The organism is Guptibacillus sedimenti, assembly GCF_028610665.1.
Lineage (GTDB): Bacteria > Bacillota > Bacilli > Bacillales > Guptibacillaceae > Guptibacillus > Guptibacillus sedimenti.
The window spans coordinates 1,124,055-1,136,739 of the sequence record NZ_JAQQWV010000001.1 but is presented as its reverse complement, the minus strand read 5'-3'; the positions used below and the strand labels follow the sequence as shown (position 1 = coordinate 1,136,739).

General features: G+C 40.4%; 16 protein-coding genes. 2 read left to right on the top strand and 14 right to left on the bottom strand.

The window, feature by feature from the left end; translation table 11 throughout:
- Window positions 1-40: 40 nt before the first annotated feature.
- From ald to PQ578_RS05475, 4 genes are all read right to left on the bottom strand, one after another.
- On the bottom strand, window positions 41-1,159 hold the full coding sequence (gene ald / locus PQ578_RS05490) for an alanine dehydrogenase (RefSeq protein ID WP_273832559.1): 1,119 nt from the start codon (window positions 1,157-1,159) through the stop codon (window positions 41-43).
- A 121-nt stretch (window positions 1,160-1,280) separates the two neighbouring features.
- Entirely contained in the window at window positions 1,281-1,619 is a 339-nt protein-coding gene (locus tag PQ578_RS05485) for a fluoride efflux transporter FluC (protein ID WP_273832558.1), read from the bottom strand.
- 2 nt (window positions 1,620-1,621) lie between these two features.
- Window positions 1,622-1,990: a fluoride efflux transporter FluC gene (locus tag PQ578_RS05480; RefSeq protein ID WP_224883323.1), complete on the bottom strand. Its 369-nt coding sequence runs from the start codon at window positions 1,988-1,990 to the stop codon at window positions 1,622-1,624.
- A 56-nt stretch (window positions 1,991-2,046) separates the two neighbouring features.
- Entirely contained in the window at window positions 2,047-2,421 is a 375-nt protein-coding gene (locus PQ578_RS05475) for a hypothetical protein (RefSeq protein WP_273832557.1), read from the bottom strand.
- A gap of 125 nt (window positions 2,422-2,546) precedes the next feature.
- Here PQ578_RS05475 and PQ578_RS05470 point away from each other — a divergent pair, with 125 nt between their 5' ends.
- Window positions 2,547-3,872: a purine-cytosine permease family protein gene (locus PQ578_RS05470; RefSeq protein WP_273832556.1), complete on the top strand. Its 1,326-nt coding sequence runs from the start codon at window positions 2,547-2,549 to the stop codon at window positions 3,870-3,872.
- Window positions 3,873-3,921: 49 nt separating this feature from the next.
- Here the strand turns inward: PQ578_RS05470 and PQ578_RS05465 are convergent, their stop codons facing one another.
- The 10 genes from PQ578_RS05465 to sppA form a co-directional block, all read right to left on the bottom strand.
- Window positions 3,922-4,080, bottom strand: coding sequence for a hypothetical protein (locus PQ578_RS05465; protein WP_179886258.1), 159 nt, complete (start codon window positions 4,078-4,080; stop codon window positions 3,922-3,924).
- Between the two features lie 155 nt (window positions 4,081-4,235).
- Window positions 4,236-4,742, bottom strand: coding sequence for a MogA/MoaB family molybdenum cofactor biosynthesis protein (locus PQ578_RS05460; protein WP_273832555.1), 507 nt, complete (start codon window positions 4,740-4,742; stop codon window positions 4,236-4,238).
- Window positions 4,732-5,583, bottom strand: coding sequence for an EcsC family protein (locus PQ578_RS05455; protein ID WP_273833277.1), 852 nt, complete (start codon window positions 5,581-5,583; stop codon window positions 4,732-4,734). The genes PQ578_RS05460 and PQ578_RS05455 overlap by 11 nt, the downstream gene beginning before the upstream one ends.
- 113 nt (window positions 5,584-5,696) lie before the next feature.
- The gene (locus tag PQ578_RS05450; protein WP_273832553.1) at window positions 5,697-6,884 is read right to left on the bottom strand and encodes an acetate kinase; all 1,188 of its coding nucleotides are present in this window, start codon (window positions 6,882-6,884) and stop codon (window positions 5,697-5,699) included.
- Between the two features lie 175 nt (window positions 6,885-7,059).
- Complete coding sequence (locus PQ578_RS05445; RefSeq protein ID WP_273832551.1) at window positions 7,060-8,052, bottom strand: class I SAM-dependent methyltransferase; 993 nt, start codon at window positions 8,050-8,052, stop codon at window positions 7,060-7,062.
- 177 nt (window positions 8,053-8,229) lie between these two features.
- Window positions 8,230-8,727, bottom strand: a complete 498-nt coding sequence (gene tpx / locus PQ578_RS05440; RefSeq protein WP_273832550.1) for a thiol peroxidase — start codon at window positions 8,725-8,727, stop codon at window positions 8,230-8,232.
- A 117-nt stretch (window positions 8,728-8,844) separates the two neighbouring features.
- The gene (ytfJ, locus tag PQ578_RS05435; RefSeq protein ID WP_273832549.1) at window positions 8,845-9,390 is read right to left on the bottom strand and encodes a GerW family sporulation protein; all 546 of its coding nucleotides are present in this window, start codon (window positions 9,388-9,390) and stop codon (window positions 8,845-8,847) included.
- Window positions 9,391-9,418: 28 nt separating this feature from the next.
- Window positions 9,419-10,018, bottom strand: coding sequence for a DUF2953 domain-containing protein (locus tag PQ578_RS05430; protein ID WP_273832547.1), 600 nt, complete (start codon window positions 10,016-10,018; stop codon window positions 9,419-9,421).
- Between the two features lie 97 nt (window positions 10,019-10,115).
- Window positions 10,116-10,589, bottom strand: coding sequence for an RDD family protein (locus PQ578_RS05425; protein ID WP_273832546.1), 474 nt, complete (start codon window positions 10,587-10,589; stop codon window positions 10,116-10,118).
- A 13-nt stretch (window positions 10,590-10,602) separates the two neighbouring features.
- Window positions 10,603-11,598: a signal peptide peptidase SppA gene (sppA, locus tag PQ578_RS05420; RefSeq protein WP_273832545.1), complete on the bottom strand. Its 996-nt coding sequence runs from the start codon at window positions 11,596-11,598 to the stop codon at window positions 10,603-10,605.
- Window positions 11,599-11,883: 285 nt separating this feature from the next.
- Between sppA and PQ578_RS05415 the strand changes: the two genes are divergently transcribed.
- Window positions 11,884-12,681 (top strand): NAD kinase, encoded by a 798-nt coding sequence (locus PQ578_RS05415; RefSeq protein ID WP_273832544.1) that lies wholly within the window; start codon window positions 11,884-11,886, stop codon window positions 12,679-12,681.
- Window positions 12,682-12,685 lie beyond the last annotated feature (4 nt).

Below are 12,685 nucleotides of genomic sequence, written 5' to 3'. Positions count from 1 at the left end.
GTAAAAAAATAAAGCAGCTACTAGCTGCTTTATACCTCTTTTACTTTTCAAGGAGTGAACGAGCACTTTTATAATCAAGCTGTTGCGCTTCAGCTACTGCTTCATACGTTACAAAACCATGCATCGTGTTAATCCCCTTTAACAAAGGTTCATTTTCAAGACAGGCTTTCTTGTATCCTTTATTCGCAAGCTGAACCGCATAAGGAACAGTCACATTCGTTAAGGCAATCGTGGATGTACGTGGCACAGCGCCAGGCATATTGGCTACAGCGTAATGCACAACACCGTGTTTCGTATAGGTTGGATTATCATGAGTAGTGATACGATCCGTTGTTTCGAATATACCTCCCTGATCAATCGCAACATCAACGATGACGGAACCCGGCTTCATTTCTTTAATCATCTCTTCCGTTACCAGTTTTGGCGCTTTTGCTCCTGGAATAAGAACAGCACCGATAACAAGATCTGATTCTTTCACCGCTTCTATTATATTTAGTGGATTGGACATCATCGTATTTATTTCAGTTCCAAAAATATCATCAAGCTGTCGCATTCTTTCTGGACTTAAATCCATAATCGTTACGTCTGCTCCAAGTCCCATTGCAATTTTAGCTGCATTCGTTCCTACAACTCCGCCGCCAATGACAGTAACTTTTCCTCTCTTTACGCCTGGAACGCCACCTAATAGAATTCCAAGTCCACCTTTGGGTTTCTCAAGAAATTGAGCACCAATCTGCGCAGCCATACGGCCGGCCACTTCACTCATAGGAGTTAAAAGAGGTAACGAGCCATTTGGCAGCTGAACCGTTTCATACGCAATGCCAATCACTTTTTTTTCCACAAGCGCCCGTGTTAGCTCAGACTCCGCAGCTAGGTGTAAATATGTAAATAAAATTAGCCCCTCACGAAAATAGCCATATTCCTGAGGAAGCGGCTCTTTTACTTTCATAACCATTTCCTTCGACCACGCTTCTGCGGCCGTTTCAACAAGATGAGCGCCAGCTTCGAGATACTGCTCATCTCCAAAACCAGAACCCACTCCCGCCCCTTTTTCGATATATACTTCATGGCCGAAGCTCGTTAAACTTAATACTCCAGCAGGTGTCATTGCTACTCGGTTCTCATTGTTTTTCACTTCTACAGGAATGCCAATATGCATGCATACTCCTCCTTCGTCTCTCTTTGGCCCGTATAAAATCACCCAACCATTCTTAAAGTTACCAAAATCATTCAAAAGACGATTCTCTAAACGTAATAACATAAGTATATTTTCGTAATCTTCACACTATTATCATATACCCCACAGTGACCATTAACAACCCGCTAATTAAGCTAACAACAATGTAAACAACCGATAGCCAAAACTTAGTTGCAGCTAGCTCAAATGCTTCGTACATAAATGTCGAAAAGGTCGTAAACGCTCCGAGAAAACCTGTTGAGATCCCCGGCCCCCAATCTCCCGCTCCAAACGCCATCCCCATTAAGAAACTTCCTAATAGATTTACTAAAAGAGTTGCTAGTGGGAAATGAAATTGATTAAAGCGGTTTACGCCTAGTGCTGTGACATAACGAAGCCATGCCCCAACTCCGCCACCAATAGCAATCATTAACCAATCCATCCTTAGTCCCACCCCACTTTTTTCGCTAAGGAAACCCCTATGATGACGCTTAAGATTCCAGCTAGAATACTACCGCCACCATACAAAGCTAATCCCCAAAAGTGTCCATCTCTTATGTAAACGAACAAATCGAGAGAGTATGTGGAAAAGGTTGTAAATGATCCTAACAAACCAGTCGCAATAAATTTTTTCACTGAATCTGAAAGGCGAGGGTTCGTACTTACAAATTGATAGAAAAAACCTAGAAGAATGGAGCCGACGATATTGACAATAAAAGTAGCGATCGGACTGCCATTCATCACTGTACCAATCCCCCCTCTAACAGAGGCTCCAATGGCTCCACCAGCTATGACAGCAAAACTATTTTTCACTTGAATGCGGCTCCTTTCACGTCTTTCCTCATCTTATCGAAACCGCTATTCAAAGTCTACTGATCGTTTTCATCCCATACCCAGGTGTATAACCTTCCGCTCGCATCCATCCACTTTAATTCAAATCTTTCCGCGTTTTGATAACCAAAGCTGTCCATTTTTTTCACAAGTTCTTCTACTCTTGCAATTTCGGTTACTTCTAGATGTTGAAACAAAGCTTCGACTTCCTTTTTTGCACGCTCTCCCTTTTCAACAACATTTCCGTTCTCAACTTCAAATTCATTCGGACTAGAGAACTCCCATTCATGTTCAATTCCATTAGAAACAACCATACATTTAAATGAAAAACTGTTCTGGAGTGTAGAAGCTTCTGCTCGAATTGTAAACAGACATAAGTAAACAGTAAAAGTTATGATGGTAAGTTTCCTCATTATTCATCACCTCCTCCTTATGCTGACTGAAAGTGATGAATATTATTCCTAAACGCATCATTAGAATTGCTTCCGCTTAAAATCACAACTAAAATAAAATTATATTTGTTGTAAAAGGAGAGTCTATGAGCAGTTTACCGAAATCATCTAATTCTATTCAAATTGAACGATATGGACTTGAATCCGTTCCCGAAACGTCGCGTACGACTCGCTGGTACGAATATACCATGATTCAAATGGCTGTATCCGTGAATGCTGGGAATTTTCTTGTGCCTGCTCTTGCCGTTCTCGAAGGAGGTCTTAGCTTTATTTGGGCTGTGCTTGCGACCGTATTCGGAGCAACTGTCGCCTTTCTATTCGTCTCATTCCTATCCTTTCCAGGAGCAAGACGCGGAATCCCGTCTCAATACGCAGTGCGAGCATTTGTTGGTGTAAAGGGAGCCCAATACTTTGCTTCACCAGTTAGAACCATTACGTCATTATACTGGTTTTCCGTCCAAACCATTGGCGGTACTTATATGGTCGTTGAGTTAATGAAACGCGCTTTTTCAATAAAGCTTCTGTTTCTGCCTACGTCACTGTTACTTGCTACTATAATGGCGTTACTTGCGTTAGTCGGTTTCGATGCGGTTAAAAAAGTGACCAAGTATTTTCTTCCTCTTTTATTTGCTGGAGGCGTTGCGATGTTCTTTGTTTATTTCACTACTTCTGTAAACGGCAGCAACTACTCATCCGTTATTTCATTTAATGGAGAACCAAACAGATCATTCTTTTTCTTCGCTAGCCTTGCATTTGTTCAGTATGTATCTGGAGTTAGCAGCTCTTCCGACATGGCAAGATACGCTAAATCTCCTCAGCAGGCATTCTGGGGCATATTCTCTGGAAATACCTTTGGGTTTACATTAACCGCACTTCTCGGTGCCTATACCGCTACAGTAGCAGGAACATGGAATCCTTTTTTAATCACAAGTCAACAGACGCAATCTACTCTTCTGTTAATCCTGATCTTTGCATCCGCACTCTGTTCAATGATCATGATCAACATCAGCAATGCGTACACAGGAGGATATAGCCTTCTAAACACGTTTCCATCTCTCGGACGAGTGAAGAGTGCCCTTTTACTAGGTTTCGCTGCTGTAGCGTTAAGTGCATTTCCAGCCTTTGTGGATGAAGCGGAATCGTTTATTTCTTTGCTTGGTGCTTTTGTTATTCCTTTATCTGCCGTAATTGTGACTGATTTTATGGTGATAAAAAAAGGAAGCTTCACATCTGCCATGCTCGAGACTTTATCAGAAAGAACATTAAACCGCTCAGGATTCCTCGCCATTTTATTGGGTGTTTTATTCTATCTTTTGCTTCCTACTGATTATTCACCAGGATTTTTATCTTTTCTATTAACAGGTATATTGTACCTTTCGTTCCACCGTTTCAAGAAAAAAAACGGTCACTGAATGGTACCATGAAAAAAGTTCATGCTCACGGCATGAACTTTTTTCCTTATTAATAATAACTTTTCCGATCAGCTTTACGAGGAAGCTTTTTTGCTTCTTTTTGTTCTTCCTCATCGATCACACCACTCTGATACGATTCACTTAGCTGTTGGTGAACAGCCATTTCACCACTTTCATCATAAATCAATTCCTTCTTCTTATCAGTCATCACGTAGCCTCCTGTCGTTTCAGTCTTGCTTTCGTATTCTTTCCAACAACAGGACGGTTTACTTATGGATTGAGGATTAATTCAAAACAAGCGAGGATTCATAACAAAAGATAACTTATGTATCGAGCCTTAGTGCAATTAGAAGGAATAAGCAGTTATTTCCGAAGCTCTCGCACAATGTGAGGAAGCTCTGGGATTAATAACTTAGACATCGCTAATTTCACAGCACCTGAAGAACCTGGCATAGCAAAGATGGCCGTTTCCTTCGCAACCCCTCCAATGGCTCTGCTCAGCATAGCTGGCGTGCCAATATCATCTGTATAGCTGATCATACGAAACAGCTCACCAAACCCAGCTAGCTCCTTCTCAAGCACTCCTTCAACAACTTCATAGGTGACATCTCTTTTAGAAATGCCCGTTCCTCCATTTAATAAAACAGCATCCACATTACTAGCAGCAATCCCTCGCTGAATGGCCGACCAAATTTCCTCTTGATCATCTTTTACAATGGTTCGCTCGATTACCTTATGACCTTTTTCTTCTAGTAGAGAGGCAATGATTTTTCCACTTTTATCTGTTTCGATTGTTCTTGTGTCACTGACAGTGATAATCAAACAATAAATAACTGCCGGCGCACTGGATTTATGTTCACTAAAGCTCATTTCTATACTCCTCTCTAAGTTCATTTAGAAAACGTTTCTCATAGAACTTATGAGCAATTTCACTGACTGACCGGGTAAATCGATAGTTCACAGCTGCTCCAATCGCTATGCCAAGAATCGGAATTCCTTGAATCATTTTTTTCCGTAGCATCATTAGTACGGTACCTTTTATCATTTGCTTCATCGGACCCTGTAACCAGTTGGCATCAGCAATTCCTTCAGGACCTTCATAAAAATATGGATGGGCCTGCTCTTGCTTTACCTCTTGCTCTAATTCTCGCCAGGCTCGCTCTTGTAAACCTTTAGGCAGAGTAGCCATGTGGAAAACTTTAAGGGCTATCATCATTTCAGAAGGGTAATTGACAGGGTAACCATAAGTCATCGCAATAAGCTGTACCGTTCTTAGGTTAATGGCAAGCACCGCTGGTAAATCAAGACCTAATAATAAAAAACTTCCCGTACCTGCAAGTCCCCCTTGCGCAAATGAAACCATTCGCTGTCGCGCAATTTGTTGATCAGCAATATAGACAAGCTGATCGACAGACAAGTTCTTCATATCCTGGATTTGTTCGATCTCTGGATGAAACAAGCGTGCATCGGTTAAGAGTCGATGACTGGCATCGACCTGGGATTGTGAATTTTGTATAAGCGAATGCATATGAAAAAGCGCCGAGTCCATTACGGCATACAAACGAGTTTTAGCTTTAGAATCCAGCTGATTGAGCTGGTGGTTATACAACTTGTGAAATGTTCGCTCTATGTCAGTTGCTTCATGCGAAAAATGCTCTTCTTCCCATAAATGAATGACCGTCATTCTTTTTTGTTCTCTTTCTGTCCACACCAATTGAAACCGCTCCCTTCAACCCCTTTCCTATATTGTATCTTTTCCATTCAAAAACTTCCAACAAAGGTGAAAGAAGGACAAAAAAAAGCACCCTTTTCGGGTGCTTTGATTTATTTAGAAAGTCGAACAGTATCTCGCGCAATCACAACTTCTTCATTTGTTGGGATAATCATAACTTTTACAGGTGAGTGAGGATAGTTAATGAAAGCTTCTTTCCCTTTCACCTTGTTTAGAGCTGGATCCCAGTAAACGCCCATAAATTCAAGGCCACGTAACACACGTGCACGAACCGCGTCACTATTTTCACCGATACCTGCTGTGAAAATAATGGCGTCTAGTCCTGACATACGCGCAGCGTAAGACCCAATGTATTTATGAATACGAGAAGTAAATACTTCAAGGGCAAGTTCAGCACGTTCGTTTCCAGCTTCGGCTTTACTTGTGATGTCGCGAAGATCACTTGAGAAACCAGATACGCCAAGAAGACCACTTTTCTTATTCAACGTGTTCATAACTTCTTCTGCTGTTTGGCCGGTTTTTTCCATAATAAATGGAATTAACGCCGGATCGATATTACCAGAACGAGTTCCCATCGTTACACCAGCTAGTGGTGTAAAGCCCATGGACGTATCGATTGACTTTCCACCTTCGATTGCCGCAATACTTGCCCCGTTACCAAGGTGACAAGAAAGAATACGTAATTGATCAAGCGGACGACCAAGCATTTCTGCAGCGCGCTCTGAAACATACTGGTGAGAAGTACCATGGAAACCGTACTTACGAACGCCGTAGTCTTCATAATACTCGTATGGCAAACTGTACAAATACGATTGCTCTGGCATTGACTGGTGGAATGCTGTATCAAATACAGCTACAGATGGAACTTCTGGCAAAATCTCACGGAACGCACGAATACCTACAAGGTTTGCCGGGTTATGCAATGGTGCAAGCTCTGATACTTCTTCAATTCCAGCAAGCACTTCCTCTGTAATCATTGCTGAGTCATTAAATTTCTCCCCGCCATGAACAACGCGATGACCTACACCCTCAATTTCATCATAAGAAGATATAATTGAGAAGCTAATCAGCTTGTCCAAAAGCATTTTCACTGCTACTGCATGATCAGGAATGTTCGTAATTTCTTCTTTCTTTTCACCGTTCACTTCTATTGTAAAAATGGCGTCATCAAGGCCGATTCTCTCCACGAGTCCTTTAGTGATAACAGTTTCTTCCGGCATATCTAATAGTTGAAACTTCAACGAAGAACTACCGGCGTTGATTGCGATTATTTTCGCCATATGTGACAGCTCCTTTAATTCAATAAAATTGGAATTCGACACGAAAATAGAAGGGTAAGACCCTTCTATCTTTAGCACTCTTATTATTTAAACACCGACCATTACTTTATTCAAGGTGAAAACCGCTTACATATAAGTATTCCGCCAATTCAGATTTGTAAACGTTTCACTTCTGTTAAGAAAGCTGTGAAAACCAGCCATTGATTTGTTGCATCATGTTCAGCATTGCTTCACGGTTTGAGAACGACGGAAGTTTCGCCATCATCACTTGCTTGGGTTTTAACGTGCGTTCCCCTTTTTTCTGAGTAACCAGGATACTTTTTGCCTGTGATTCATTGGCAAACAAGCTAGTTGGCAACTGAATAATGCCATGAATAACAGACCGATCGTTGAGCAAATTCCTTACTTGCTTTGCGCCATCATCTCCAAAGAGAAAGTTTGGAATCATGAAGAAAAGCATACCGGAGTCTTCCGTCATGTTTAGACTTTGTTCGATCAAGAGATGATGAACATAAGACATTCCCTCTTCCGCTTTTAACTCATATTTCGCAGCTGCCTCTTCGTGTGGATAATATCCGACAGGTAAATCTGTCACCACCGTATTTACCTGAGGAATGTAGAGTGGCTTCACACTATCCTGATGAAGAAATTCAACCTGATGCTTTTGCAAGTTAGCATTAACAAATCCAAGGTGCAAGAGTAGATCGTCGGGTTCAACACCATACGCTTCTACGTTCTCTCCATCCAATTGATTGAGGACTGACGTGAGCAAATTCCCTGTACCAACAGCAGGATCAAGAATCTTCATGTTATCAAGATTTAGAACCTCTTTATATTTTTTAACAAGATACCCAATTAAATGCGCCACGCTATCTGGTGTCATTGCATGGTGAGGTTGAATACCTTTTTTCATTCCTTTAAGCAGGGCCAGTTGAATCCCTTTCCGCACTGTTTCTTGTTCCGCTCCATCAAGACTGCAAGCGTCATACAGATTTTTAAGACGTACAACCGTATCAGCATCTAGTTCTTCTTGAAGGACTTTATTTTCAAATATATTTAAACCCGTCTCGACTAGTGCTTCAAGATAAGACATCTCTAACTTATTTTGAATAACAAGTGTTGATTCATCTAACACGTTATATAAATTTTCTACAGTTAACTCAGACATTAATTGGCCTCCTATCAGTTCGCCGTCTCTATTGTAAACAGTCTTGACTTCTTTCGCAACAATGATAGATGTGAAACCCACGTCTTCTCTGCATGAAACTAGCTAAAACGTAATCACCTAGCGTGCAAAAAAGGACCTCGATGAAGTCATCGAAGTCCTTTATTCGTAGGAGATGTATTATTCCGCTTGTTTTGCAGCATTTAGAGCAGCATCATAATCAGGATGATTCGTAGCTTCACTCACGTACTCCGTGTGCACAACCTCACCGTTACGATTCACAACAAACACAGCTCTTGCTAGCAAACGCAGTTCCTTCATAGCTACGCCAAATGCCTTACCAAATGAAAGGTCTCGATGATCAGATAAGGTAATCGCATCCTCAATACCAGCCGCACCACACCAGCGTTTTTGAGCAAATGGAAGATCGGCACTAATGGTTAATACTTTTACGTTGTTAAGTTTTGCGGCTTCTTCATTGAATTTACGTGTTTGAGCATCACAAACACCTGTATCAAGAGATGGTACAACACTAATAAGACGAGTACCTGGATAATCTTCAAGCGTCTTTTCAGATAGATCATTTGCAAGCACAGTAAAATCAGGAGCCTTGTCACCAACTTTTACTTCTTCACCTAAAAGCGTCATTGGCGTTTCTTTAAATGTAATGTTAGCCATGTTCATACCTCCTTTATAATTGGTCGTATGTACGACTAACTTCATCATATAGGTGTAACCAGTAGATTTCAAGAAATCAGCAGCAACAAAAAAAAAGCTACCTCATAATAAAGTAGCTTAAAAATCGAGATCTTGCTTATTGTCATCTTGATGTCTTTGCTGTCCCCGGAAGAGATGTTTGGATGGAGAGCTTTGTCTTGATGATCCTGAACCGTTCTGTTGACTTTGTTGACCTTGTTGATTCTTTTGGTTTTTATTTCCATTCGAGTTCTGATTCATATTTTGAAGGATGCTTTGTACCTTTTCAATAGCCTGTGGTGCAAGGTCAAGTAGTCTCTCGTAAAGATGAGTTGTATTGTCCAGATGAATCATTTTTATATCCCCTGCACTGACGATTAGAAAAGCAATGGGGGTAATGGAAACTCCTCCACCACTTCCGCCGCCAAATGGCTCCCCTTTACTTTGGCCCTGCTGGTTGGACTGTTGTTTCAACATGAATTCACTACCACCAGCAGCAAATCCAAATCCAACCTTTGAAACCGTCAAAATAACACTCCCATCTGGAGTTTCGACCGGATCACCAATAATGGTGTTTACATCAATCATATCTTTCAAATTTTCCATTGCCGTTTGCATTAATCCTTCAATTGGATGTTCAGACATGTGTTTTCCTCCTTCACTTCCTAAACCGCTAAGCCTCCTGTAACTTTTTCTGAGACTTCATCAATTTAATTACCGCGATCATAGCATGCCCCAGTTTGAACGTAATCATGCATTTCATATAAGTTTGAATTGTTTTGTTTTCATAGATTGGCGTGACAATAAGTTGAGGAATTGTATGAAGGTTTGAGTAGTGTGATAGAAGCGTAAAAATCGCTACCTTCGCATTCATTACAATTTCAGCAAAGACAGCTGTATTGGCAGCATTCCCCGCCCCGAAATTGGTTTCCCATTGAACATTTTTAAAACGTACTCGTTTCAAGAAAAATAAGAACGACTTCCTGGCACGAAATGCTTTTTTTAATACCTGAACCAATTCCTTCGTTTCCCCTTTAAGCCCTTTTTCTTTCTTCTTCTTTTTGACACTTTCTTCCCCCTCTTCAAATAACTCGATTAAGGGAATAGTCGTTTCATAGACGACAAGTCCAAAAAGCGCTCTCACAGCTATCTGAAGTTCCTCCACCGTTGAAGAATGTTCCATAATCACCGTTACTCTTACAGTCGAAAAAATAATAAGAGGTAAGGATGCGATGATTAAGAGTAAAAGAATAGCAGCGATCGCAATAATCACTAAACATCTCTCTCCTTTTATTTTTTGTAATAGACCAAAAAAATTAGAGTATAAAATAAACCTGCCCAAAATGGGCAGGTTTATTCAATAGGAGATTTTATTTTTCATGCACAACAGTCGTCTCAGCAAACAAATCATGAATGCCCTGTTTCCTTTTGGTGAAGGCCACGACAAGAAAACCTACAAATAAAATCGTCTTGCTTATAAATCGACCAATACCTTCTCTAAAAATAACCGTTCCCCAGGTTAACTTCGTCTTATTAAGGGACGCTACCTTTAATCCGAAAAGCATTTTCCCAAGTGTCTGAGACAAAAATTTTGTCATTAAAATAAAATACATATAATAAACAATTCCTGTTAGAATGGCCTGTAAAGGTAAAATGGCCGGTTCTGTTGCTGGTAAGTCAAATCCTCTTATTAGAGGTGTGATCAGAATGCCATTCAAACTTGCTACCACAATAACGTCAACTAAATATGCCCAAAAACGCATCCAGAAGCCCGCATAACGTACGTGCCTCGCTTCTATGTCTACCGATGCGGGAGGGGCAGTCATACTCATAGTTTCGTCCATTCTGCCTGCCTCCTTATTCAGAATATAAATACATTAACTCAGGGGATTGCGGCGTGGATAGAAGCTGCTGAATGCCTAAAAGATCTTTGTCGGGCCCCATGAGTTTTGCAGCTGTCATTTCAAATAATGAATTAAAACCAAGGTTTTGCTTATATTGAACAACTTGTAGTTTGTTATCCCCAAGATCTTTCTTCATTCCTTCAATTGTATCTTCTAAATTACCAAGATCATCTACAAGCTTCACTTCTTTCGCTTGTCTTCCATCGTATATTCTACCGTCAGCAAGTTCACGGACTTTACTTTCGTCTATTCCCCTACCTTCACTCACGACCCGAACAAACTGATCATATGAGTTATCAATCATTGATTGTAAAATCTCTCGCTCTTCTTCGGTCATTTCTCGGCTCGGTGACATGATATCTTTATGAGGACCGCTCTTAATCGTCTCCCATTTCACACCAACTTTTTCAGCTAATTCTGCATAATTCATTGATTGCATGATTACCCCAATTGAACCTGTAATTGTAGAAGGACTTGCTACAATTTTATCTGTCGGAGCAGAAATGTAATAACCTGCAGAAGCTGTCATACTTCCCATTGAAGCGTAGATCGGTTTATCCGTTTTTTCTTTGATCTCCAAAAGTTTATCGTGAATCTCTTCACTTTCTACAACACCACCGCCTGGCGTATTCAGCCTTAAGATAATCCCTTTGACGCTCTTATCTTCTGCAGCATGTTCTAACCGCTTCATAAATATATCGTGATTGTATCCTGCCTGCGGTAGGAAGCTAGTATTCGTTCCTGTATCTTGAATAACACCTTCCACATTAAGAACGGCGATTTTATTCGAGCTGCTCCCTTCTTCAATTACCGTCTCAGCAAATTGGTCTGTCGTATTCATTTCTTCTTGCCACCCGCCAAATGCCAGACTTGAAACAAAATTAAAACCAAGTGATACGATGATGAGAACTACTGTAATACCTAATGCAATCCATCGTTTTCCATTCATAGTAAGCCTCCTCTATATCCTGATGCTATCTTATGTACGATGAGACCAAGTTATTGGTTTCATATTTTTGAGAATACCATACAAAATAAGGAAGCGCACTTCCTAAACGTACGGAAACAAATTTAGTACAATTCTATTGGATAGAATAAGTACTGTTCTTCTCACACCATTTTAAAATCGTTATAAAGCCTTCTAAAGAGAATTAAATTCAAATTTTTTTCTTTTTTCTAAAAAGAGAGAGTGTTAAAGTAAAAAGGACTAACAGTTGGACAAGGAGGAATTCAAATGCCAAATCGACGTAATTTGTTTTTTTTCTACAAGCAGACAAAAGAAATCCAGGAAAAAGTAGAACCTTTGAAGGCACTTGCAGAAAAAAATGATTTTCATATTGTAGAAACTCCTGAAGAGGCGAGCATTATCGCTAGTATCGGGGGAGACGGAGCTTTTCTTCAAGCGGTTAGAAAAACAGGCTTTCGTGAAGATTGTCTCTATGTCGGTATTTCTACGGGCGAGCTAGGGTTTTATTGTGATTTCCACATCGACAACATCCAAAATATGGTGGACGACATTTTATCAGAAGGTATTGAAGTACGTCGTTATCCGACAATAGAAGTAATGGTAAACAACGAATCCTCTTTCTATTGCTTGAATGAATGCACCATTCGCTCATCAATTATTAAAACACTTGCTATGGAAGTATACGTAGAAGATTTTCACTTTGAAACGTTTCGGGGAGATGGCCTCATTGTTTCCACCCCAACAGGAAGTACGGCATATAATAAATCCGTTAATGGTGCTGTGGTAGACCCTAAACTTGCTTGTATGCAAGTAAGCGAACTTGCCTCACTTAACAATAATCATTACCGTACGCTTGGCTCTCCATTTTTATTAAGTGATGAGAGAACGCTTACGCTTCAAGTCATTCAAGATGGCAATGACTATCCAGTTATCGGTATCGATAATGAAGCGATGAGCATACAACATGCTAAAGAAATTCAAATCCATATCCCAGAAAAACGCATCAAAACTGTTAAGCTTAAGAACAATTCTTTTTGGCATAAAGTGCAAAGAAGTTTTCTTTAAGGAA

Excerpts from the sequence above, each read along its gene's own strand:
- ald (WP_273832559.1), bottom strand. The coding sequence starts at position 1,159 with ATGCATATTGGCATTCCTGTAGAAGTGAAAAACAATGAGAACCGAGTA.
- PQ578_RS05485 (WP_273832558.1), bottom strand. The coding sequence starts at position 1,619 with ATGGATTGGTTAATGATTGCTATTGGTGGCGGAGTTGGGGCATGGCTT.
- PQ578_RS05475 (WP_273832557.1), bottom strand. The coding sequence starts at position 2,421 with ATGAGGAAACTTACCATCATAACTTTTACTGTTTACTTATGTCTGTTT.
- PQ578_RS05470 (WP_273832556.1), top strand. The coding sequence starts at position 2,547 with ATGAGCAGTTTACCGAAATCATCTAATTCTATTCAAATTGAACGATAT.
- PQ578_RS05465 (WP_179886258.1), bottom strand. The coding sequence starts at position 4,080 with ATGACTGATAAGAAGAAGGAATTGATTTATGATGAAAGTGGTGAAATG.
- PQ578_RS05460 (WP_273832555.1), bottom strand. The coding sequence starts at position 4,742 with ATGAGCTTTAGTGAACATAAATCCAGTGCGCCGGCAGTTATTTATTGT.
- PQ578_RS05450 (WP_273832553.1), bottom strand. The coding sequence starts at position 6,884 with ATGGCGAAAATAATCGCAATCAACGCCGGTAGTTCTTCGTTGAAGTTT.
- PQ578_RS05445 (WP_273832551.1), bottom strand. The coding sequence starts at position 8,052 with ATGTCTGAGTTAACTGTAGAAAATTTATATAACGTGTTAGATGAATCA.
- tpx (WP_273832550.1), bottom strand. The coding sequence starts at position 8,727 with ATGGCTAACATTACATTTAAAGAAACGCCAATGACGCTTTTAGGTGAA.
- ytfJ (WP_273832549.1), bottom strand. The coding sequence starts at position 9,390 with ATGTCTGAACATCCAATTGAAGGATTAATGCAAACGGCAATGGAAAAT.
- PQ578_RS05425 (WP_273832546.1), bottom strand. The coding sequence starts at position 10,589 with ATGGACGAAACTATGAGTATGACTGCCCCTCCCGCATCGGTAGACATA.
- sppA (WP_273832545.1), bottom strand. The coding sequence starts at position 11,598 with ATGAATGGAAAACGATGGATTGCATTAGGTATTACAGTAGTTCTCATC.
- PQ578_RS05415 (WP_273832544.1), top strand. The coding sequence starts at position 11,884 with ATGCCAAATCGACGTAATTTGTTTTTTTTCTACAAGCAGACAAAAGAA.